23 protein-coding genes and 1 tRNA gene are annotated in these 22,262 nt (G+C 71.7%); 4 read left to right on the top strand and 20 right to left on the bottom strand.

What is annotated here, in order from left to right; genetic code table 11:
• Positions 1 to 13 precede the first annotated feature (13 nt).
• The 3 genes from ABS52_16560 to ABS52_16550 form a co-directional block, all read right to left on the bottom strand.
• Positions 14 to 226 carry a hypothetical protein gene (locus ABS52_16560; GenBank protein ODT01555.1) on the bottom strand — a complete coding sequence of 71 codons (213 nt, stop codon included), beginning with the start codon at positions 224 to 226 and terminating at the stop codon, positions 14 to 16.
• Entirely contained in the window at positions 219 to 398 is a 180-nt protein-coding gene (locus ABS52_16555) for a hypothetical protein (protein ID ODT01554.1), read from the bottom strand. The genes ABS52_16560 and ABS52_16555 overlap by 8 nt, the downstream gene beginning before the upstream one ends.
• Positions 399 to 554: 156 nt before the next feature.
• Positions 555 to 842 carry a hypothetical protein gene (locus ABS52_16550; GenBank protein ID ODT01553.1) on the bottom strand — a complete coding sequence of 96 codons (288 nt, stop codon included), beginning with the start codon at positions 840 to 842 and terminating at the stop codon, positions 555 to 557.
• A 444-nt stretch (positions 843 to 1,286) separates the two neighbouring features.
• Between ABS52_16550 and ABS52_16545 the strand changes: the two genes are divergently transcribed.
• Positions 1,287 to 1,360 (top strand) — tRNA-Val (locus tag ABS52_16545).
• Positions 1,361 to 1,445: 85 nt separating this feature from the next.
• On the opposite strand, the gene ABS52_16540 is transcribed toward ABS52_16545, so the two are convergent.
• The 16 genes from ABS52_16540 to ABS52_16465 form a co-directional block, all read right to left on the bottom strand.
• Positions 1,446 to 2,453, bottom strand: a complete 1,008-nt coding sequence (locus ABS52_16540) for a GDP-mannose 4,6-dehydratase (GenBank protein ID ODT01552.1) — start codon at positions 2,451 to 2,453, stop codon at positions 1,446 to 1,448.
• Between the two features lie 31 nt (positions 2,454 to 2,484).
• Complete coding sequence (locus tag ABS52_16535) at positions 2,485 to 3,807, bottom strand: GTPase HflX (protein ID ODT01571.1); 1,323 nt, start codon at positions 3,805 to 3,807, stop codon at positions 2,485 to 2,487.
• 175 nt (positions 3,808 to 3,982) lie between these two features.
• Positions 3,983 to 4,444, bottom strand: a complete 462-nt coding sequence (locus ABS52_16530) for a hypothetical protein (protein ODT01551.1) — start codon at positions 4,442 to 4,444, stop codon at positions 3,983 to 3,985.
• Between the two features lie 22 nt (positions 4,445 to 4,466).
• A complete protein-coding gene (locus ABS52_16525; GenBank protein ID ODT01570.1) occupies positions 4,467 to 5,771 on the bottom strand; it encodes a recombination factor protein RarA in 1,305 nt (434 codons plus the stop codon).
• Between the two features lie 62 nt (positions 5,772 to 5,833).
• Positions 5,834 to 6,379, bottom strand: coding sequence for a hypothetical protein (locus ABS52_16520; GenBank protein ID ODT01550.1), 546 nt, complete (start codon positions 6,377 to 6,379; stop codon positions 5,834 to 5,836).
• 1 nt (position 6,380) lies between these two features.
• Positions 6,381 to 7,793 carry a hypothetical protein gene (locus ABS52_16515; GenBank protein ODT01549.1) on the bottom strand — a complete coding sequence of 471 codons (1,413 nt, stop codon included), beginning with the start codon at positions 7,791 to 7,793 and terminating at the stop codon, positions 6,381 to 6,383.
• 11 nt (positions 7,794 to 7,804) lie between these two features.
• Positions 7,805 to 8,779, bottom strand: a complete 975-nt coding sequence (locus ABS52_16510; protein ID ODT01548.1) for a hypothetical protein — start codon at positions 8,777 to 8,779, stop codon at positions 7,805 to 7,807.
• Positions 8,770 to 9,528, bottom strand: a complete 759-nt coding sequence (locus ABS52_16505) for a hypothetical protein (protein ODT01547.1) — start codon at positions 9,526 to 9,528, stop codon at positions 8,770 to 8,772. Before ABS52_16505 ends, ABS52_16510 begins: the two co-directional genes overlap by 10 nt.
• 27 nt (positions 9,529 to 9,555) lie before the next feature.
• Positions 9,556 to 10,146, bottom strand: a complete 591-nt coding sequence (locus ABS52_16500; GenBank protein ODT01546.1) for a phosphoheptose isomerase — start codon at positions 10,144 to 10,146, stop codon at positions 9,556 to 9,558.
• Positions 10,147 to 10,173: 27 nt separating this feature from the next.
• On the bottom strand, positions 10,174 to 10,926 hold the full coding sequence (locus ABS52_16495) for a hypothetical protein (GenBank protein ID ODT01545.1): 753 nt from the start codon (positions 10,924 to 10,926) through the stop codon (positions 10,174 to 10,176).
• Positions 10,923 to 11,234, bottom strand: coding sequence for a hypothetical protein (locus ABS52_16490; GenBank protein ODT01544.1), 312 nt, complete (start codon positions 11,232 to 11,234; stop codon positions 10,923 to 10,925). Before ABS52_16490 ends, ABS52_16495 begins: the two co-directional genes overlap by 4 nt.
• Positions 11,231 to 13,978: an alanine--tRNA ligase gene (locus ABS52_16485; protein ODT01543.1), complete on the bottom strand. Its 2,748-nt coding sequence runs from the start codon at positions 13,976 to 13,978 to the stop codon at positions 11,231 to 11,233. Before ABS52_16485 ends, ABS52_16490 begins: the two co-directional genes overlap by 4 nt.
• 65 nt (positions 13,979 to 14,043) lie before the next feature.
• Entirely contained in the window at positions 14,044 to 14,943 is a 900-nt protein-coding gene (locus ABS52_16480) for a hypothetical protein (GenBank protein ODT01542.1), read from the bottom strand.
• 4 nt (positions 14,944 to 14,947) lie between these two features.
• Complete coding sequence (locus ABS52_16475; GenBank protein ODT01569.1) at positions 14,948 to 16,681, bottom strand: cytochrome C oxidase subunit I; 1,734 nt, start codon at positions 16,679 to 16,681, stop codon at positions 14,948 to 14,950.
• Between the two features lie 11 nt (positions 16,682 to 16,692).
• Entirely contained in the window at positions 16,693 to 17,298 is a 606-nt protein-coding gene (locus tag ABS52_16470) for a hypothetical protein (protein ODT01541.1), read from the bottom strand.
• Between the two features lie 209 nt (positions 17,299 to 17,507).
• Positions 17,508 to 18,035 (bottom strand): hypothetical protein, encoded by a 528-nt coding sequence (locus tag ABS52_16465; protein ID ODT01540.1) that lies wholly within the window; start codon positions 18,033 to 18,035, stop codon positions 17,508 to 17,510.
• A gap of 121 nt (positions 18,036 to 18,156) precedes the next feature.
• Between ABS52_16465 and ABS52_16460 the strand changes: the two genes are divergently transcribed.
• The 3 genes from ABS52_16460 to ABS52_16450 all read left to right on the top strand — a co-directional run bounded on the left by ABS52_16460 (position 18,157) and on the right by ABS52_16450 (position 21,541).
• Entirely contained in the window at positions 18,157 to 19,725 is a 1,569-nt protein-coding gene (locus tag ABS52_16460; protein ID ODT01539.1) for a hypothetical protein, read from the top strand.
• Positions 19,726 to 19,751: 26 nt separating this feature from the next.
• On the top strand, positions 19,752 to 20,384 hold the full coding sequence (locus ABS52_16455) for a hypothetical protein (protein ID ODT01538.1): 633 nt from the start codon (positions 19,752 to 19,754) through the stop codon (positions 20,382 to 20,384).
• A 152-nt stretch (positions 20,385 to 20,536) separates the two neighbouring features.
• Positions 20,537 to 21,541, top strand: coding sequence for a hypothetical protein (locus ABS52_16450; protein ODT01537.1), 1,005 nt, complete (start codon positions 20,537 to 20,539; stop codon positions 21,539 to 21,541).
• On the opposite strand, the gene ABS52_16445 is transcribed toward ABS52_16450, so the two are convergent.
• Positions 21,542 to 22,262: hypothetical protein (locus ABS52_16445; GenBank protein ODT01536.1), on the bottom strand; the 721-nt coding region annotated here is incomplete at its 5' end.

Genomic DNA, 22,262 nt, shown 5'->3' with positions numbered 1-22,262 from the left:
GTGCAACAGGAGGTCAGTCACACGGCACCTCGACGGTTCCGGTGAGTCGCACGGCCTGATGCGGCGCGCAGTGCGGGTTCGAGCGGTCGTAGAGTGCGGCCTCGGCGCGCGCTTGGCCCTCGTCCTTGAGCGCCCCGCCGACCAGTTCCGCGTGCCGCGTCACGACCTGCCAGCGCGTGACGCGGCACACCATCGTCATCGATCCCTGCGTCACGACCTCAGGCATGCTTCCAGGCCTCCCCGTCGTCGGACGCCGCTGTTGCATCCTCGAGGTGGATCTCGCGGACCGCCGTCGCGATGCTGGCGAGCTCGCAGCCCACGATCACGGCGCCGACGACGACACAGCCCCCGACCCAGAGCAGGCCGAGCCCGAGCACCCAGGTCATGGGGTCACGCATGGGGCGCGCCCTCCCGCACGTCGGGGCGCCGGAATGCGGCCTCGAGGCCACGCGCGCGCGCGCGGTCCTCCCGGCTGAGCTGACGCACCGAGAGCCCGAGCATGGCGAGCGCGCCGAGCAGCAGGCCCGCCGGGATCCACAGGACGCCGGCGCCGCTCATGACGCCCGTCCCTGGCGCGCGAGCGCCTTCCGGAGCTTCCGCCACTGGCGGCCGGTGTTCGGCACGCCGTGCGCGGCGCAGAGCTGCGCGCGATCGCGATGCGTGGTGTGCGTCGCCTGGAAGCGACGTCCGGAGCGGACGAAGCCGCGGGCCCACTGGTACCAGGTCTCGAGGCGACGCGCGTGTCGCGCCTGCCGGTGCTCACGGCGCTGCGCCGCGGCATCGCGTCCGCGCTGACGCCAGGTGCTGAGCTGGGCGCCATTCGGGGAGGTGGCGCCGCTCATCGGGCCGCCTTCGCGCGACGGCGCGTCACCTCCTGGATGATCCGACGACGCAGCCCCGCGGTGGTGGGGCGCGTGGTGGGCTCGCTGCGCCCGACCGCATCAGATCGCTCCGTGCTTCGGGCACTCTTCGGCCGGAAGACGTCGGGCCGCTTGTCGCGGGCAGCCCCCGTTCCCGCCTTCCTCATAATCCGTCGGTCCTGGGTTCGAGCCCCAGAGGGCCCATCGATGCCGTGCCCCATCGCGCCCCATCGCGCCCCATCGCGCCCCATCGCGCCCATCGCGCGCGCCGCGCCCGCCCCGCACGCCAGCCCGAACGGCGGCGCGAGCGCACGCGTGCGCTCGCGTGCGGGGGCGTGCGGCCGCGCGCCCCCGCACCACTACCGACGCCTCCCTCGACCCGTTATCGTTCCGGTCCCTCGCACGCCGCGGCGTGCGGGCGGTTCCGGTCGCGTAGCTCAGCTGGTTAGAGCGCTGGTCTCACATACCAGAGGTCCGGGGTTCGAGTCCCTGCGCGACCACTCGTTGCAGCACGCACGACGAAAGACGCCCCTCGCAACCGAGGGGCGTCTTTTCTTGCACGGCCGGTCCCGCGGCGCCCTCCGCCTACCGCCCGATGCGCGCCTCGCGCTCGGCCAGCTGGACGTCGGCGTCGACCATCATCGTCACCAGCTGCTCGAAGCTCACGCTCGGTGCCCACCCGAGCTTCTGGCGGGCCTTGGAGGCGTCGCCGTGCAGGTGATCCACCTCGGACGGCCGGAGGTACCTCTCGTCGAGGGTGACGTGACGCTCCCAGTCCAGGTGCACGTGGGCGAAGGCCGCCTGCACGAACTCGCGCACCGAGTGCGATTCCCCGGTCGCCACCACGTAGTCGTCGGGCCACGGCTGCTGGAGCATCCGCCACATGGCGTCGACGTAGTCGCCGGCGAACCCCCAGTCGCGTCGCGCGTCGAGGTTGCCTAACGCGAGGTGCTGCTGGGTCCCCACCGCGATGCGGGCCACCGCCAGCGAGATCTTGCGGGTCACGAACGACTCCCCGCGCCGCGGGGACTCGTGATTGAAGAGGATCCCGTTGCAGCAGAACATCCCGAACGCCTCGCGGTGGTTCACCGCGAACCAGTGGGCGGCGAGCTTGCTGACGGCGTACGGAGAGCGGGGGTGGAACGGCGTATTCTCGCCCTGCGGTGGCGCGGTGGCGCCGAACATCTCCGACGAGCCGGCCTGGTAGAACTTCACCGTGCGCCCGGTGCGGTCGATGTGCTCGCGGACGGCCTCCAGCAGCCGCAACGTCCCGGTCGCGACGATGTCGGCCGTGTACTCGGGCTGGTCGAACGAGACCCGCACGTGCGACTGCGCCGCCAGGTTGTACACCTCGTCCGGCGTGGTCGCCTCCACCACCCGCCGCAGCGACGAGCCGTCCGCCAGGTCGCCGTAGTGCAGCTGCAACCGCCCGGCCGTGTGCGACGGCCCCACCGCGAGGTGGTCGATCCGCCCGCGATTGAACGTCGACGCACGGCGCACCAGGCCGTGCACCTCGTATCCCTTTCCGAGCAGGAGCTCCGCGAGGTAGGAGCCGTCCTGCCCGGTGATTCCCGTGATGAGTGCTCGTGGCATGGAGGAAAGGTAACGGCCCCCGCGCCCCCGCTCAGGCGGGGGCCCGGGCTCCGGTCACGGTGTCCACCACCGATGCCCCCGCCCGCAGGACGCGGGCGAGCGCCGCCGCGTCGAGCCGCACGCGCACGAACGTCCCCTCCTCGGTATGGCGCTGCGAGACGACCTCCCCGCTGCGGTGCAGCTCGGCCAGGAGCTTGCCGTCGCCGTGCCCCAGCTGCAGCTCGACCACCGGCTTGAAGCGCCGGACGTCGCGCAGCAATTCCTCGCGCAGCGGATCGAGCCCCCCCGGGGCGATCGACGATACCATCACCGCGTTCGGGAAGAGGTTGGCGACGCGCGCCCCGAGCCCCTCGGCCTCCGCGGGCGACAGGCGGTCGCGCTTGTTGAAGACGTACAGCATCGGCTTGTCGCGCGCCCCCAGCTCGGCGATGACCTCGTCCACGACCTCCCGTTGTTCCTCCCACGCGGCGTGCGACGCGTCGATCACGTGCAGGAGGAGGTCGGCCTCGTTCAGCTCCTCCAGGGTCGCGCGGAACGACGCCACGAGATGGTGGGGGAGCTTTCGGATGAAGCCGACCGTGTCGGTCAGCACGACCCGCTGCCCATCGCCCACGTCGACCTCCCGCGAGAGCGGGTCGAGGGTGGCGAAGAGGCGGTCCTCCACGAAGACGTCCTCGCTCCCCGACATGGCGCGCAGGATCGACGACTTCCCGGCGTTGGTGTAGCCCACGAGCGCGGCCCGGAACTCCCCGCGCCGGCCGTGTCGTTGCACCTCGCGGGTGCGCTGCACCTCGGCGAGCCGCTCCTTGAGCACCCGGATGCGGTGCCCGATCAGGCGCCGGTCCGTCTCCAGCTGCGTCTCGCCGGGACCTCGCATCCCGATCCCGCCCCGGAACTTCTCGAGGTGCGTCCACATCCGCGTCAGGCGCGGGAGCATGTAGTTCAGCTGGGCCAGCTCCACCTGCATCTTCGCCTCGCGCGTGCGGGCCCGCGTGGCGAAGATGTCGAGGATCAGCTCGGCGCGGTCCATCACGCGCTTCCCGACGAGGTCCTCGATGTTCTTCCCCTGCGAGGGCGACAGCTCGTCGTCGAAGATGATGAGCGACGCGTCCAGCACGTCCACGAGCGCCCGGAGCTCCTCGATCTTCCCCTTGCCGAGGTACGTCCCGGAGTGCGGGCGGTCGAGCTGCTGCGTCAGGCGACCGACGACCTGCGCACCCGCGGTGTCGGCCAGCCGTTCGAGCTCCTCGAGCTGCTCATCGACGAGGTGGCGCGAGGTGCTCCCCTTGCGCGGGGCACCGATCAGGATCGCCCGTTCGACGGGCGCGGTCAGGGAGATGAGTTCGCGAGCGATGGGTCGTGGGGCGGAAGGTGGTCGACAGGATGGCGCCGGCCGTACCGATCGGTACGGCGCGCCAACAGGGGAAGCTCGGGGGGAGGCGTGGTGGCGCACAAGGGGACGCCCTGGCGCCCCCCATGAACCCGCCGCGCATGCGCGAGCGCGCGGGCCCCGGTCGCCGCGCCGCCCGCTAGTCGCGGACGCCGCCCTGCAGCGTGGAGAAGCGCCCCTTCTGGTCGTACGGGCGGGTGAAGCTCCCGATCGGGGTGCTGACGGTGAAGTCGCCGATCACGCGATACTCGACCGTCCCCGTCTGCAGCAGCGCGCGCCCCGCCGCCCCCACCCCTGCATAGGTGAAGCTCAACGGGAGGCGCACTTCCGAGTTGGATTTCTCGTCGACCGCGAACTTGGTCGTGTATTCCCCCGTGCCGAACTCCGTGGAATCGACGAGCACCCGGTACGTCAGCTTGGTCCCTTCCAGCCGGAACCGGTTGGGATTGTGGACGCCGAGGACGATCTCGATCGCCCCGCCGGTGACCCCGAGTCCCGTGATGCGCGCGTCCTTGAACGTGACCTCGGGATCCTTGAAGCTCCCCAGTCCCAGCGAGGCGCACGCGCTCGTCGCGACCAGCGCCGCCCCCGCGATCGTCACTACTGCCCACCTGGTTCTCATGTCATTCCTCCAGCGGGGTCGCACCGGCATCGCCCGCGCCCCGCATCCGGCTCTTGAGGTCTGCCCACCACTGCATGCGCTTGGAAATGTCCTTCTCGAACCCGAACGGGCCGGGTTCGTACAGCACCGCGTCCCGCAGCGTCTCCGGCAGGTACTCCTGCGGCGCATACGCGTCCGGTACGGCGTGCGCGTACTGGTACCCCTTCCCATATCCCAGTTCCTTCATCAGCCGCGTCGGCGCATTGCGGATGTGGAGCGGAACCGGCTCGGCGGGATGGGTGCGTGCCAGCTCCAGCGCCGCTCCCCACGCCTCGTAGACGCGGTTCGACTTCGGCGCCGTCGCCAGGTACACCGCCGCCTCGGCCAGGGCCAGCTCGCCCTCCGGTGACCCCAGCAGGTGATACGTGTCCCGTGCCGCCAGGGCGATGGCGAGCGCCTGGGGATCGGCGAGCCCCACGTCCTCGGCGGCGAAGCGGATGGTGCGGCGCGCGATGTACATCGGGTCCTCGCCGCCCGTGATCATGCGCGCCAGCCAGTACAGCGCCCCTTGCGGGTCGCTCCCCCGCAGCGACTTGTGGTACGCCGAGATGAGGTTGTAGTGCTCCTCGCCCGACTTGTCGTAGCGCGCCACCCGCAGCTGCATCGCCTCGCGCAGGGCGTCGATGGTGAGGGCGCCGCCGCTCCCCACGTGGGCGGCCGCCGCCTCGAGGACGTTCAGCGCCCGGCGCGCATCCCCGTCGGCCTCGCGTGCCAGCCACGCCAGCGCCCCCCCCTCCGCCTGGATCCCGTTCGCGCCGAGCCCGCGCTCGGGGTCGGACAGCGCCCGCGCCAGCAGTCCTTCCATCGCCTCGGTGCCTAACGGGTTCAGCACCACGACGCGCGCGCGCGACAGGAGCGCCCCGTTCAGCTCGAACGAGGGATTCTCGGTCGTCGCCCCCACGAGCGTCACCACGCCGCGCTCCACGGCCGCGAGGAAGGCGTCCTGCTGGGCGCGATTGAATCGGTGGATCTCGTCGACGAACAGCACCGTCCCGCGCCCCATCGCCAGCCGTTCCTCCGCCTCGGCGATGATCTCGCGCACGCGGGGAACACCCTCGGTCACGGCCGAGAACGGGACGAACTCGCGGTCGGTGTAGCGGGCGATGAGGAACCCCAGCGTCGTCTTCCCGGTCCCCGGTGGTCCCCAGAAGATCATCGACGTCACCGTCCCCCGCTCGATCGCCTCGCGCAGCGGCTTGCCCGGGGCGAGCAGGTGCTCCTGGCCGAGGTACTCGTCGAGCGTCCGCGGGCGCATGCGCGCCGCCAGCGGCTGTGACGAGGGCGGCGGGGTGAAGAGCGACCCCTCGCCGCGCGCGGGACGGCGCCCCTTCACCCGCGCTCCCCCTGCCGCTCGGCGAGCGCCAGCCGCCCCGCGGCCTCGCGCAAGGCGGCCGTCACCTGCGGCGCGGGGGCGAACTCGCCCCGCGACAGGCGCCAGCTGCGCGTGCGCAGTCCCCGCCGCCGCCGCAATCCCTTCCCCTGGAGGAGGTACAGCCAGCGGTCGCTGCGCGCGAAGACGAAGATGTCCAGGTTCGGGGTGATCGTGAGCTGGTCGTCGGCGCCGAGGACGGTGACCTCGACCCCGGCCAGGGTCGAGAACGGCACCTTGAGGCGGGCGATGGCGTCTCGCACGTCGACCAGCGCCAGGTCGTCGCCGTGCCAGCGTGACCCGCTGCGCAGGTCGTCGATCTCGACCGCCACGGCGGGCGGGAGGTGCTCGGCCAGCGCGAGGAAGAGCTCGACGACGCGGTCGGCGTTGGCCATGACGTGCGCCTCGCAGATTCCGTCACGGTCGCCGAAGGTGAAGCCGTCGCCGGAGCCGCGGAAGTGGCGCCAGATGCTCGCCTCGGGGTGTGGACCGCGGATGAACACCATCCTAACCCTCCCCTGCCTGCATTGCCCAGTCGCGCGCCAGTTGCAGCAGCAGCGCGCGCTCGTTGCGCGACGGGTCCTCGACCACCACGTCGCGCAAGCGGCGCAGGGTGGCGCCTAACGCGGGGCCGCGCCCCACGCCGGCCTCGCGCATCAGGTCCTCCCCGTCCACGGCCAGGTCGGTCACCTCCACGGGGTCACGATACGCGGCGCGCAGCGCGCGGCGATAGACGGCGCGCGCACGCCCGGGAATCGTCGCGCGGAAGGCCGCCCCCGCCGCCGCGTCGGCGGGCCCCCCGCTGGCCTCCTCCCCCCCTTCGGGGCCCCTCCCCATCGACGCCTCGGCCGCCAGCGACGCCAGGGCAACGCGCAACGTGTCGGCCACCCGGGTCCGTCCGCACTCCGCCGCCCAGCGTCGCAGTTCGGCATCCCCAACCGTTCCCTGGGCTTCCAGCGCCCCCCGCACGTGAGGACGCAGCGACGTGGCGTGTGCGGCGAGTGCCGCGATCCAGTCGATGTCACGGTTCGAGAAGCGCAGGTCACGCAGCGTCCGCACCACGCCCCCGTGCTCCCCCCCCACGAACAGCGTTGCCAGCCGCACCAGCGTCCGGCGCCGGGCACGTCCGGCACTTCCGCTGGCATCCGGTAGCGCCACGAAATCGGCCGCATGCAGCACCCAGAGCGGCTGCGCGTCGAGCAGCGGGACCAGCATGCGCAGGGCGCCTGCGCTTCGCCAGAGCGTGAGCGCCCGGCTCGGCTGCGCCACCTGCTCCATCGTCTTCTCCAGCTCCTGCTTGACGCGCTCGCGCGACAGGCGCGGCAGGTGCGGCGCGCTCTCCACGATCGCCGCCCACGTCGCCGGCTCGATGCGGAAACCGAAGCGCCCGGCGAACCGCAGCGCTCGCAGGGCGCGCAGGCGATCCTCCGTCATGCGCTCGCGCGCGGTGCCGACGGCGCGCACGACGCCGTGCGCCAGGTCGTCCCGCCCGTTGAACGGGTCGTGCAGCGTGCCGCGCCCCGGCGAGTAGGCGATGGCGTTGATCGTGAAATCGCGCCGGGCGAGGTCCTCGTCGAGCGAGGCCCCGAACTCCACCACCGCGTGCCGCCCGTCGGTCTGCACGTCGCGCCGGAACGTGGTCACCTCGTGCAGCCGGCCGTGGCGGTCGAGCACCCCGATCGTCCCGAACTGCTCGCCTACCGGGATGGTACGTCGGAAGGCCCGCTTGACCTGGGGGGGGGTGGCGGCGGTGGCGAGGTCCCAGTCCAGGTGCGGGAGCCCGAGCAGCGCGTCGCGGACCGCCCCGCCCACGCACCACGTCTCGTGCCCCGCCTCCTCGAGGGTGCGCGCGATGTCGCGCACCTCGGGGGGCGGATCCAGGACGGGGTTGGGCAGCGGACGCCGGCCGGCCATCGTCACCCCCGGCCCCGTCAGGCGTCGAAGACGGCGCGCATCGCGTCGCCCGACAGTCCGGCACCCAGCGCCAGCATCAGGTCGATGCGCGCCTGTTGCGGCCGACGGGAACCGGTGAAGATCGCCCCCCGGTTGGCCAGCTGACGCCCCCCGCCCTCGTAGCCGTAGGTCGTCCCGACGCGCCCGCGCGGCGCGCGCGAGGCGACGACGACGGGGACGCCGGCGTCCAGGCAGCGCCCGATCCCCTCGGCCATCGCTGGCGGGACGTTCCCCCGCCCCAGCGCCGCCACCACCACCCCACACGCCGAGGTGCGCGAGACGTCGAGGAAGCGGGCATCGGCCCCGGCATACGCGGTCACGATGTCCACCGGCGTCGCCGGCGACTCCGGCGAGAGGATGGGGGCGAACGGCGGGAGCGAGCGGCGAAAGACGACCTCGCCATCGTCCACCACCCCGATCGGCCCGAGCCCGGGACTCTCGAAGGCGTCGAGCAGGTGCGTATGCGCCTTCGTCACGTCGAGCGCCGAAAAGACGCGCCCGTTGAACATCACCAGGGCGCCTTGCCCGCGCGCGTCGTCGGACGCCGCCACCCGCACCGAGTCGGACAGGTTGGCCGGCCCGTCCCAGGACAGCTCGCTGGCGTTCCGCATCGCCCCCGTGAAGACGATCGGCTTCTCGGTGGCGATGGAGCGCGTCGCGAGGTAGGCCGATTCCTCGATGGTATCGGTGCCGTGCGGCACGACGACGCCGTCGATCGCCGGATCGTTGACGAGCGCCAGCAGGCGGTTGCGCAGCGCCCACTGCCGCTCGACGGTCATGTGCGGCCCCGGGAAGCGCCCCCACTCCTCCACGCGCAGCGCGGCGACGTGCTCGATGCCCCGGGCGGCGGCCACGATCTCGTCCGCGCCTAACGCGGGCACGGCGCCGCCGATCCCGGCGTCGAACCGCATCGAGATCGTCCCCCCCGTGAACACCAGCGCGACTACCCGCACAGCACGCTCCCGCCGTTGACGTTGAACACCTCGCCGGTCACGTGCCTCGCCCCGGCGGTGCACAGGAAGACGATCGGCGCCGCGATGTCGGCCGGCGTGGCGATCCGCCCGACGGGGATCGTTTCGGCGATCCGCTCGCGCCCCCCGCCGGCGAAGGCGCCGTCGCACATCTCGGTCTCCACCCACCCCGGGGCCACGCTGTTCACCGTGATCCCCCGGCGCGCCACCTCGATCGCCACCGACTTGGTGAAGGAGATCATCGCCCCCTTCGATGCCGCGTAGTCCGCATGCATCGACTCGCCCCGCTGCCCCGCCGTGCTGCTGACGAGCACGACGCGCCCCCCGTCCCCCATCAGGCGCAACGCGCCGCGCGTGCTGTAGAACATCCCATCCACGTTCTCGGCCATCGTCGTGCGCCAGCGATCATCGGGCATGTCGGCGACCGCGAGGTCCTGCTCCGGCCAGATCCCGGCGTTGGCGACGAGGATGTCGAGCCCGCCCCATTCCGCCTGGATCCGCGCGAACATCGCCGCCACGGCTACGCGATCCGACAGCTCGGCGGCGACGGTCAGGGCCCGACGCCCCATCGCGCGGACCTCGGCGGCCATCGCCTCGGCGTCCGCCGACCGCGATCGATAGTGCACCACCACGTCGGCGCCGCACTGCGCCAGGAGCCGCGAGGTGGCACCACCGATCCCGCGCGATCCGCCGGTGACCAGGGCCCGCTTGCCATTCAGGGAAAAGATCATGGAAGTCGACAGGGCGAGAAGTCGTAGTCAGCCGTCGAGGGCGTCCTCGACGACCTCGCAGATGAGGTGCTGCACGCAGAGGTGCAATTCCTGCGCGCGGTCGGTGCGATCGGTCGGGATGACCAGGGCGAGGTCGGAGAGGGCGCGCAGCGCGCCGCCATCGCGCGCCGAGAGCGACAGCACGCGAACCCCCCGGGCCCGCGCGGCCTCGGCTGCCCGGATGACGTTGGGTGAGTTGCCGCTGGTGGAGTGGATCACGAGCAGGTCGGCGGGGCGCGCCAGCGCCTCCACCTGTCGCGCGAAGATCTCGTCGAAGCCGAGGTCGTTCCCGGCGGCGGTGAGGAGCGACGTATCGGTGGTGAGGGCGATCGCGGGGAGCGCGCGCCGGTTGCGCATGTAGCGCACCACGTATTCCGTCGCCATGTGCTGCGCATCGGCCGCCGAGCCGCCGTTGCCGCAGAACAGGAGCGTCCCGCCGCGCTCGAGCGTGCTCCGCACGAGCACCGCCGCGCGCGCGATGTCCGGGGCAAGGACCTCCGCCGTCCGCGCCGCCAGCGCGGCGAGGTCGCGCAGGCGTGCCCCCGCCCGATCACCCGCCAGCTTCTCGAAACCCTCCATCCGTGGCTCCTGGGTATCCGCGATGACCTAACGACTTCCCACCAGCGCCCGCAGCCGTTGCCAGAGCGACCGCCCCGGCCGCAGCGGCGGGACGCGCTCGAGCTCGAGATCGGCCAGGACGCGCCGGGGATTCTCCTCGGTGAGGAGGCGCCCCTGCCGCTCCCCTCCCATCTCGTTGAGCCAGAGCCGCACCGTGGCCAGCGACCGGCGGTCACCGTGGTTGTCGCTGGCGAGGATGTCGTAGACCCCCTCCTCGAGCATCTCCCGGGCGAGCCTCCCCATGTCGCCGGTCGCCAGCAGCATCGGCGCATCGCCCTGGATCACGGCCCCGACATCACGCCAGACATGCATCGTGTCGACCGAGACCCCGCGGTACCGCTCCGGGTGCGCGACCACCGGGATCCGCCCGCTGGACCGAATGCGCAACAGCTCGTCGGTCGCGCCGGCCGGGAGCCCCGCGCGGGGGAACTCCACCAGCACCGCGTGCGAGTCGCCCAGGGTCAGCCCCGGCAACCGCAAGTCGCACCCCGGCCGGTCCAGCATGATCTCGAACCCGGACACCAGGGACACCCCGGCCGGGGCCACCGCCTGCAGCTGGCGGCGCAGCGCGGCGTGCGCCTCGACCGGTGCCTCGTGCGCCGCCGACGCCTTCAGGTGCGGCGTGCAGGCCACCCCCCGCACCCCCTCGCCCACCATCCGCTCCAGGACGCGCACCGAGACCTCCAGCGTGCGCGCCCCGTCGTCCACCGCGGGGAGCAGGTGTGAATGGAGGTCGATCACGCGCGCTCCAGCGCCCGCGACAGCGCCGCCATCGCCCAGGTGCAACGCGCATCCAGCTCCCCGGGCTCCTCGCCCTGCGCCTCGAAGGCGTAGGTGGCGAGCGCGTCGATGGCGAGCAGCTCGAGCGCGACCTCGCGCCCCTCCTCGCCCCGCGCCAGCAGGCGCCGCAGCGCGCCCCCCGCCAGCTCCACCATCGCCACCGGCAACGCGACGCCGGCCGGCGCCTCCCGCGCCAGCGCCTCCAACCGCGCCGCCAGTGCCGCCGGGGGCGCGGGTTCGCGCTGGGCGATCCACGCGGCGACGGTCACCGGGCCAGCAGGGTGCGAACCGTCGGTTCCAGCGCCGCCAGCGCCTCGGGAAGGCGCGCGGCATCCGGGATGCCGGCCTGCGCCATGTGGGGCTTTCCGCCTCCCCGGCCGCCCGCCACCCGGGCGAGCTCCTTGATCACCGCATCCGCGCGCACCCCGCGGTCGCGGGCGTCGTCGGTCGCCACCACCAGCAGCGTGTGCTTGCCGTCGTCGAGCGTCGCGCCTAACGCCGCCACGCCCGACCCCAGCTGCTCGCGCAGCGCGTCGCCCAGCGCCTGGAGCGCCTTCACGTCCGGCACCCGGAGCGCGGCGCCGACCAGGCGCAACCCGTCGACCGTCGCCGCACCGGAGAGCAGCTGCTTCACCTGGTCGCCCCCTCCCTTCATCGCCTCCTCCAGCCGCTTCTCCAGCGCCTTGCGTTCCTCCAGCAGCGCCTGCACCCGCTTGACGGCGCTGTCGGGCGTGGCCCGGAGCAGCTCGCCCACGCGCGCCAGGGTGTGCTCCCGCTCGCGCAGCACCTCGAACGCCCGCGGTCCGGTCACCGCCTCGATCCGTCGCACGCCGGCGGCGACCCCGGTCTCACCCACGATCTTGAAGATCGCGATCTCCCCCGTGTTGCGGACGTGCGTCCCGCCGCACAGCTCGACCGACAGCCCCGGGATCTTCACCACGCGCACGACGTCGCCGTACTTCTCGCCGAACAGGGCCATCGCCCCCTCGGCCACCGCCTCCTTGTACGGACGCTGCTCGGTCCGCACCGGCACCGCCGCCCAGATCCCGCGGTTCACGGCGAGCTCGATCGCGTCCAGCGCCTCCGGCTTGATGGGACCGTGGTGCGTGAAATCGAAGCGCAGGCGATCGGGGGCCACCAGCGACCCCGCCTGGTGCACGTGGTCACCCAGTGCCTGGCGCAGGGCGGCGTGCAGCAGGTGCGTCGCGGTATGGTTGCGTTCCGTGTCGTGCCGGCGATCGGTCGGGACCCGCGCCGTCGCCGTGCCGAAGGCGATCGTCCCGCTCAGCTCCCCGATGGCGGCGATGCGACCGTCGATCTTCTTCACGTCGTCCACGTCCACGCGCCACCCCTCGCCCACGATCTCGCCGCGATCCGAGACCTGTCCCCCCGATTCCGCATAGAACGGGGTCTCGCGCAGCATCACCGCCACCCGGTCTCCGTCCAGGTAGCGGACGGCGGTGACCTGGCTCTCGATCTCGACCGCATCGTAGCCGACGAACGCCGTCTCGCCGAAGGCGTCGGCGGGGAGCTCCCAACGCGAGACGTCGGAGAGCTCGTCGGCCACCACGCCCAGCTTCCTCGCCTTGCGCTCCTCCTGCGACTGCGTGCGCTGGGCCCGAAGGGCCGCCTCGAAACCGGCGATGTCCACCGCGTAGCCGCGCTCGCGCGCCATCAGCTCGGTCAGGTCGATCGGGAAGCCGAAGGTGTCGTACAGGCGGAAGGCATCCTCCCCGCTGATGGTGCCCCGGAGGTGGGTCGAGCCCTGCGTGGACCCGATGGCCGGTGCCAGCTGGTCGAAGCGGCTCATCCCCCCCTCGATGGTCGCGAGGAAGCGCTCCTCCTCGGCCCGGGTGGTCTCGAGGATGTGCGCGGAGCGCTGGCGAAGCTCCGCGTAGGTGTCGCCCATCGCGTCGATCACCGCCTGCACGACATGCACCAGCGTCGGCTCGCGGCGCCCCAGGAGGTACGCATGGCGCACCGCGCGCCGCAGGATGCGCCGCAGCACGTACCCGCGTCCCTCGTTGGAGGGAAAGACGCCGTCGGCGAGGAGGAAGGCGACCGCCCGCGCATGGTCGGCCAGGACCCGGAACGAGGCCGAGTGCCCCCCCAGGATGCGCGTGCCGTCAGGCGCAACGTCCGCGTACGGGCGATGCACGGTGCGCTCGATCGCCGCCAGCATCGGCGCGAAGACGTCGGTGTGGAAGTTGTTCGTCACGCCCTGCATCACCGCGGCGATGCGCTCGAGCCCCGCCCCCGTGTCGACCGATGGCTTGGGGAGCGGGACGAGCGTCCCGTCCAGTTGCCGGTCGAACTGCATGAAGACCAGGTTCCAGATCTCGAGGAAGCGCCCGGCCTCGGCTCCTTCGACGAACGCCTCGGTGGAGAACTCGGTACGCACCAGGTCCGTCCATTCCCCCGACGCCCCATCGGGGAAGGCCCAGTCGCTCGTCAGGTGCGCGAGGTCGACGTACAGCTCCGAGCACGGCCCGCACGGCCCGGTGTCGGCCATCTGCCAGAAGTTGTCCTTCTCCCCCAGGCCGTAGATGCGCGAGTCCGGGAGCCCGGCGATCTCGCGCCACAGCGCGCGCGCCTCGTCGTCCTCGCGAAAGACCGAGACCCTCACGTGGCGCGGATCGATCCCGAGCTTCCCCTCCTCGCGCGGACCGGTCACGAACGCCCACGCGAAGCGGATCGCGTCGCGCTTGAAGTAGTCGCCGAAGGAGAAGTTGCCGAGCATCTCGAAGAAGGTGTGATGCCGGGCCGTGTGCCCCACCTGCTCGAGGTCGTTGTGCTTGCCGCCGGCGCGCACGCACTTCTGCGACGTCGCCGCCCGCCGCCCGGCGGCCGGCTCCTCCAGCCCCAGGAACACCTTCTTGAACTGCACCATCCCGGCGTTGGTGAAGAGCAACGTCGGATCGTCCGCCGGAACGAGGGACGAACTGGGCAACACGGCGTGCGCGTTGCGCTGGAAGTACGACAGGAATCGGGAGCGGATGTCGGAGGCGCGCATGAGGCGCAATATAGCCGCCCCGGTGGCACCACGAGGAGCCGACGCGCCGTCGTCCCGGTCGTCGCCTAGAGCTGCGACAGCAACGTGCCCACGCGCTCCACCCCACCCTCGATGCGATAGCGCCACCGCCCCGCGCGGTCCAGGAGCATCACCGGCGCGGCGTGGCCCACCTCCCCCGTCCGCGCGTCGCGCGCACGTCCGACTCCCCACGCGTCCAGGAGTCGCTCGACGTCCTCCACCCGGCCGCTGAGCACGACGTCGTCGCCGGCCAGCCCCCATCCCTCGGCGATCGCCGGCAGTCGCGACGGGACGTCGCGCCAGGGGTCGAGGGTGACGATGACGAGCGGGGCGACGCGCTCCCCGCCCGCGCCGCGAGCCTTCCGGATCGACTCCACCAGCGTGGGACAGACCGTCTGGCAATGGGCGTACGCGAAGGTCACGATCACCGGTCGCCCCCGTAGCCGCTCCAGCGTGAAGGGCGCCCCGCGCTGGTCCACCAGCGACAGCGGCGGCGCGGGACGGTCGAGTCGCACCTCGAATGCCCCCGCTCCTCCCCCCTCGCCGGCGGCTCGCGCGATCGCTCCCGGCGACACCCCCCGCGCCTCGGCGACGCGTCCCGCCGCCCCGGCGCTACCGGCGACCAGGACGAGGGCCGTGGCGACGAGCACCGCGCGCCCCCACCGGCGCGCGCGCAGCGCGGCGAGGTCGCGCGCGAGCGCATCTCCCCACACCGAGACGAGGACCGCCAGCATCCCCAGCGGTTCGCCGATGAGGAGGACCCACCCCCCGGCATTGGGGAGCGCATCTCCCATGGCGCCGAAACAGGCCAGGCGCGTGCGCAGCAGCCACTCGGGCGCCTCGCTCCCGCCGGGCCACAGCGCGAGCGCCCACCACCCGACGGTGATGGCGAGGATCCCCCCGAGGGTGGCAGCCGCAACGCCGCCCCGCGCTCGCACGGTGCGCATGCCCCTACCCCACCTTCCAGAGGACGCTGAGCAGCTTCCAGTTGGTGAAGTAGTAGACCATGAACGACAGCAGGAAGACGCTCACCAGGACGATCGTCCCGGGCGTCGCCCCGGCAAAGCCCCGCTCGGGCGCGTGCAGCGCCTCGTTGATCTCGTCCACGTTAGGCTTGTGCACCGGCGGCGACGTGAGTCCCGGCGGAATCCCGGCCACCGCCGTCCCGGGGACGATCGTCTCGATCCGCTCCCCGAAGAACACCGACTGCACGGCAATGGCGATGAAGGCGAAGGCCCCGGTCACCGCCAGGATCCCCCCGATCCCCATCACCGCCAGCACCAGGTCCACGGCGGGGTTGAACTGGACGTCGAACGCCGCCTGCGAGAACGAGATGTCCCAGTGCCGGCGCGGCACGCCGAAGCTCCCGGCGAAGGTCATCCCCATCGAGAGGAGGAGCATCCCGAAGGAGAAGAGGTACGGCTGGGCCTTGGCCAGCCCCCAGAACGCGACCTTGCGCCGGAAGATCAGCGGGATGAGGTAGTACGTCGCCCCCATGAAGGCCATCGCCGTCCCGCTCACCACGGTGGCGTGGAAGTGCCCCGGGACGCGCAGCGTGTTGTGCACGATGATGTTGATCTGCTCCGTCCCGATCGTGACGCCGGTGATCCCGCCCACGAATCCGAAGACGACCACGGAGAGGACCATGGCGGAGAAGCCGGGATCGCCCCAGGGGGCGCGACGCAGCCAGCCGAAGAGGCCGTCCGTGTAGCCGCGCAGGCGCATCCCGAGTTCCATTCCGGCCGGGACGGTGAAGCCGTGGATCATGGAGGCGAGCACCGCCATGTACATGAAGTACGAGGTGTTGACGATCTTCCACGCCGGCCCGAAGCCGGGATCGACGAGGAGGTGGTGCGCCGAGGCCATCGAGATGAAGAGGATGTACAGCACGAACGCCGACCGGCTCACCTTCTCGTTGAGCACCACGCCGCCGACCGTGAGGGCCGCCAGCATGTACCAGATCGCCACCATCGCCGCGACGTTGATCTGCTGCGACGAGTGGCCGAGTCCCCACCAGATCATCCGGTACACCTGCGGGTCGACACGGTCGATGACGCCGATCGACCAGAGAAAGGTCGGGATGTAGATGATGGCGCCGTGCAGGAGCGTGATGACGGCGATGATCGCCGCCGTCATCGCGCCGTAGACCACGAGCGGGAGCGATCCCTCGTAGGTGCGCTCCCGCTTCGCGACCACCAGCGTGGCGAAGAAGAGCCCCGTCACCAGGAGCGCGCCCACCGCGAAGACGATGATCCCGAGGTAGAACAGGGGGTTGGCCTTGAGCGGCGGATACGACGTGAAGAGGACGTCGGCCTTGCCGCTCCACTGCATCCACTCCACCACGAGCGCCCCGCCGAGCATGAGGGCGAAGCCCGTCCAGCCCAGGCGCGGCGCCGCGGGGCGGCTGTTGAGCAGCACGGTGCCGGCGAACCAGAGCACCGCCATCTCGAAGAAGATGATGAAGAAGATGAGCATGTTCATGCCGTGCACGCCGAGGATGCGGTAGTACCACTCGGCGGGGAGGAGGTGCACGGCCTGCCAGCGCGTGAGCACCAGCAGGAGGGCGGCCGTCGCCCCGACCAGGAGCGCGACGACGGCGACGACGGCGTTCGCCTTGATCAGCGATTCGGCCGCGCGGCTGATGCGACGCCCGGTGACGTCGCACGTGCGGAAGCCGGCAGCCAGGGTGGCGGTGCTCACGGGGTCCCTCCTGCGCGCAGCGCGGCGTTGGCGTTGTCGGCCACCGGGTTCCCCTTGTCGTCCACCACGATCACCCGCCCCACCATGGAGTGGTGCCCGATGCCGCAGAATTCGTTGCAGATGATGCGGAAATCGCCGGCCGCCGACGGGGTCACCTCGAGGCCGTAGTCGTAGCCGGGTACCACCTGGAAGTTGACGTTCAGCGGGTAGAGGCTGAAGCCGTGGTTCACGTCCAGCGCCGACAGGTGCAACCGGTACTTCACGCCCTGCTGGAGCTTGAGGATGGGGAACCACTGGTAGGTGAGCGCCGTCATGTAGACCTCGGCGCCGGGCGGCGGTTGCACGATCGGGATGCCGCGATCCTCCCCCACCTTGTACTGGTTCGCGAACTCCACCGTGCGCATGTAGTACGCCTTGGGGTCGGTGCGCCGCCGGATGCCGGAGGGGTTCTGCCCTCCCTTCCAGTGCCAGAGCGGCATCATCGCGAACAGGACCATGCACCACGCGAAGGCGATGGCCACCCAGACCTTCTCGGCCTTGTGGGCCGGCTTCCACCAGATGCCCGGGACCGGGTCGAGTCCCGTATGGACTTTCGTCAGCATGGGATCCTCACGGGAGCGTGGCCGCGGGCATGGAGAGGATCTCCCACATCCCCCAGCCCGTGTAGACGACGAACATCACGACGATGCCGAGCCCTAACAGGAGAAAGACGTTGTCGAACAGGCGCTGCATGAGCGGCGGGGGAGCGTCTGGCGCCTCGGGCGGATGCGGGTCTGGCATGGACAGGCGGGGCGAAGGGTGGGACGGCGACCTACGGGGATTTGGGGCGCGTACGCGATGCGCCGCGCGCACGCTTCGCGCCGGTGTCCTGGCGACCGGCGCCCGGGCGCAGGCGGGCGCGCCCCCGGTCCGCAGCCGGCGCCATGGCCGGGCGCACGGCGATCTCGCCCAGCAGGTCGGCCACGGTGGTGGTGCGGAAGAACTCCAGCAGGGCCAGCGAGACGGCCTCCCAACGCGGATGCACGGAACACGGGTTGTTCCAGTTGCACGTGGTGCGTCCCAGCAGGCACCGGCGCGTCCCGACGTCGTCGAACGGGGCGGTGACGCGCGCCAGCGTGAGCGCCTGCGGGTCCTCGGCGAGCTGAAAGCCGCCGCGTGGCCCGCGCCCCGAGCGCAGCACGCCGGCGCGGGCGAGGGCGTGCAGCGTCTTCGACAGGTAGTTGCGCGGCACCTCCAGCGCCTCGGCGATCGCATCGACGCGTAACGGCTCTTCCCGGCCGTGCAGCGCCAGGTGGACGACGGCGCGGATGGCGTACTGGGCGGTGCCGGAAATCCACATCGGGGAGTGACCCTGGGAGAGCGCGGTGGGGCGAAGACTCGGAAATTGCGTTTATCATGTGGATATGACAAATTGGGCGCAAGAGGCAATCGCCGGCGTCGCTCCCCTCCCCCGCACCACCATGCGCTCCCTCCAACGCCCCGCACAGCGGCTCCTGCGCCCGCTCGACGCGCTCGCCACGCGGCTGTACGGATGGCGCGCCAATCCCTTGCACCAGAGCGGCACCATCGCCGCCGCCCTCCTGGCCGCCCTCATCCTGTCCGGGCTCTACCTCCTTCTCTTCTACCGCGTCTCGGCACCGTGGGCCTCCGTGGCGCGCATCCATCAGGACCCATGGATCGGTCGGTGGATGCGCGCCCTGCACCGCTTCGCCTCGGATGCGATGGTCGTCGCGGTCCTCGTGCATGCGTGGCGCATGTTCGCCCAGGAACGATCGTGGGGGCCGCGCGCCCTCGCCTGGACCTCCGGCGTCGTCCTGCTCGCGATCGTCTTCGCCAGTGGCTGGACCGGCTACGTCATGGTGTGGGACACCTTCGGGGCCAAACTCGCCACTGCAGGCGCCCGGCTCTTCGACGTCCTCCCGGTCCTCTCCGAGCCCAGCCGCCGCATCTTCGCCGGCGACCGCCCCATCCCCCCGGCGTTCTTCTTCCTCAACCTCTTCCTGCACGTCGCCCTTCCGCTCGGCGTCGCGGCCGGGCTGTGGCTCCACGTGTCGCGGCTCGCCCGCCCGGTCCTCCTCCCCCCGCGCCCGCTCCTCGTGGGCGTGATCGGCGTCCTCGCCCTGCTCGCCATCGCCCTCCCCGCGCCACTCCTCCCCGAAGCCTCGCCCTTCGCGCTCCCGGCGCAGGTCCCCTCCGACCTCTTCTACGCGTTCTGGCTCCCGTGGGCCGACCGCCTCTCGCCGGCCGCGGCCTGGGCCGGAGCACTCCTGACCTTCGCCCTCGCCCTCCTCGTCCCGCGCTTCACCCGACGGCCGCGCGTGCTACTCTGGGCGCCGAGCGTGGTCGACGAGCGGCTGTGCACCGGATGCAACCAGTGTCCGCAGGACTGCCCCTGGGACGCCATCACGATGCACCCGCGCTCCGACGGACGGCCGACGCTCGTGGCGCGCGTGGATCCGGCGCGCTGCGTGAGCTGTGGCATCTGCGCCGGGTCGTGTGCACCCATGGGAGTGGGGCCCGACGGCCGCACCGGGCGCGACCAACTCGCGGCGCTGCGACGGGACCTGGCGGGAGCGCATGTCGCCGTGCCGCCTCGCCCCCTGGCCATCTGCTGCGAGAACGCCGCCCCGGAGCAGCTGGGCGTGGTCGCGGCACACGGTCTCGAAGTTCGTCGGGTGTCGTGCGCGGGCAACCTGCACACGTCGGTCGTCGAACTGGCGCTGCGCGAAGGTGCCCCGGGCGTGATCGTCCTGACCTGTCCGCCGCGCGACTGTCGCGGGCGCGAAGGAACCAAGTGGCTGCACGAACGCATGTACAACGACCGCGAGGCCGAACTGCAGCCCCGCGTCGACCGGCAGCGGATCGAAGTCGCGGTGATGGCGTCGGGCGACGTGGCGGGGACCACCCGGTCGCTTGACGCGTTCCTCCGTCGTATCGAGTCGCTCCGGCCGGCGGGAGACGACGGCGACGATGTGGAGGAGGCGATTTGCACCGCGATTCCGCTGCAACCCAACCAGAGGCGCACGTGACCCGCCGCCCTATCCCAACGCGCCTCATGGCGGCGATCGTCGCCCTCGGCATGGGCGTGGCGCTGCGCGCACTCTCGATCGCCCCCATGGCGGGGGCGCCGGCCGATGCCGCCCTGCTCCGGCTCTCGTGGAGTGTCCGCCCCGAGCGGGTGGAGCAGTGTCGGCGCCTGACCGATGAGGAGCTCGCGCAACGCCCGGCACACATGCAGCTGCGATACGAGTGCGAGGGGCACTTCGCGCGCTATCGCCTCAGTGTCCAGGTCGGGGAGCGTGTCGTCGCGGGCGACACGTTGCGTGGCGGCGGGTTCCGGAACGACCGCCCGATTCACGTCTTCGAGGAGTATGCCGTCGCCCCCGGGACGCATCGCGTTCGCGTGGAGGTGGCGCGCATCGACACGGTGCCCCCCTCGTCGGCGGAGGGGGAGACGAAAGACGATCGTGCCGCGCACTCCGCCGACGCTGAGCATACCGGTCAGCGAAGCACGGAGCACGGTACCGAACGCGATGCGCGTGAAGTCGCCGAGCGCTCGCGACGGGCACTGGAGGCCCTCCCCCCTCGCGTCATCCTCGACTCGACGGTCACCATCCCGCCACGCGGTGTCGTGGTGGTCACTTACGAACCCGAAGAACATCGATTTGTCTTCAGGAGTTCACGATGACGACCGTACTGCGCCCTGGCACTCCGGACGCCGAGCATACCATCGGGTCGGCTCCGCCTCGCTGGGTGCCGCGCGAACCGATCGACTTGCCGGAGGAAGAGCCAGTGTCACGAGAAGACGACGCGGCAGTATTGCGTTGGCTGCAAGCGAGCATGATCGCGGCGATTGCCGCCATCGTGATCGGCGGCATCACCCGCCTGACCGAGAGCGGACTCTCCATCACCGAGTGGAAGCCCGTCTCCGGCATCCTCCCTCCGCTCAGCGCGGAGGCGTGGCAGGATGCGTTCTCGCGCTACCTCCAGATTCCCGAGGCGCAGACCGTCCACGCCGGCATCACGCTGGAACAGTTCAAGAACCTCTTCTGGTGGGAGTGGGTGCATCGCCTCGTCGCCCGAGGGGTCGGCCTGGTGCTCGCCGTCCCCTTCTTCGTGTTGCTGGTGCGGCGCCGCATCCGTCCGGAGCATCGCCTGCGCCTCGCCAACCTCCCCATCCTCACGGCACTGCAGGGAGCCATGGGGTGGCACATGGTGAAGAGCGGGCTCACCGATCGCACGGACGTCAGCCAGTACCGCCTGGTGGCGCACCTCGCGATCGCGCTTCTCCTTCTCGTGGTGATCGTCTGGACGGCCGCCACGCTGTCCCGATCGCTCCGCGACGGCCGCGACGATGCGTCTTCCGCGCGCGCCGGCGCCCCCGCGCGGAGCATGTTCCCGACCGCGCTCGCCTTTGCCGCGCTGTGTGCCGTCACCGTGCTGGCGGGCGGCTTCGTTGCCGGGCTCGATGCGGGGCGTTTCTTCAACACCTTCCCGCTGATGGGCGGGGCGTTCGTGCCGGCCGACTACATGTCGCTCGCACCCGCCTGGCGCAATGCCTTCGAGAATCCGGCCGCCGTGCAGTTCCACCACCGGCTGCTGGGAATCGCGACCGTGCTGGCCGCGATGGCCTTCTGGTGGACGTCGCGACGCAAGGCGCTCCCCGACGCGCTGGCCAGGGTCATTCGCCTCCTGGCCGCGATCGCCCTGGTGCAGTTCTCTCTGGGGATCGCCACGCTCGTCCTGGTCGTCCCCATTCCCCTCGCCGCGCTGCACCAGCTGGGTGGCGTTTCCCTGTTCATCACCGCGGTGTGGGCGGCGAACGAGGCGCGGGCGCACACCTGATCAGTCGCCATCCTCCCCGAAGTCGTCGGTGCTTTCGGCCATGGCGCGATCACCGATGACCTCGCGCAGGACCCTGGTGATGACGTCGGGCGCGTAGCCACGGCGCGCGAGGAAGGCGTACAGTCGTCGGCGCCGAGTTGCGGGGTCGAGCGCCGTCAGGGCACGCAGTCGCTTCAGCGCCGCCGCGCGTGCGGCCCCGTCTTCGTCGAGGTCGACGTCGGCGAGCGTCTCCGAGATCGCAGTGTCCGCCACGTCGCGGGCAATGCCGCGTTTCTGCAGCTCCACCCCGATGCGCCGTTTCGATACCCCGCCCGAGAGCACGCGCGACCGCGCGAGCTGACGCGCGAACGCCTCGTCGTCGAGGAAGCCCAGCCCCCGCAGTCGCTCCACCGCGCCCGCGATGGCGTCGTCGCCGGCCCCGGCGCGCCGCAGCCGCGCGGTGAGGTCGCGCACGCTGCGCGCGCGCACCGACAGTAGCTCGACCGCCTTGTCGAACACCTCGAGCCGAGCCGCCGCCTGCGACAGCCGCGCGGCCTCCGTCTCGTCGACGCGCCGTCCGACCCGCAGCCCGAGCTCGCCGATGAGTTCGGCCGACACGGTCGCGGCGATGTGCCCGTCGATCGCCACGACGAACCGCGAGCTCCCCGCACGCCGCTCATGCATCGCGGTGATGACGCCGGGAGCGACCGCGCGCAGCTCGCCCAGGGAGCGGCGGGGGGGG

The organism is Gemmatimonadetes bacterium SCN 70-22, from assembly GCA_001724275.1.
GTDB lineage: Bacteria > Gemmatimonadota > Gemmatimonadetes > Gemmatimonadales > Gemmatimonadaceae > SCN-70-22.
Note: the sequence above shows the minus strand (reverse complement) of the source record. Positions and strands in the feature narration are given on the sequence as shown.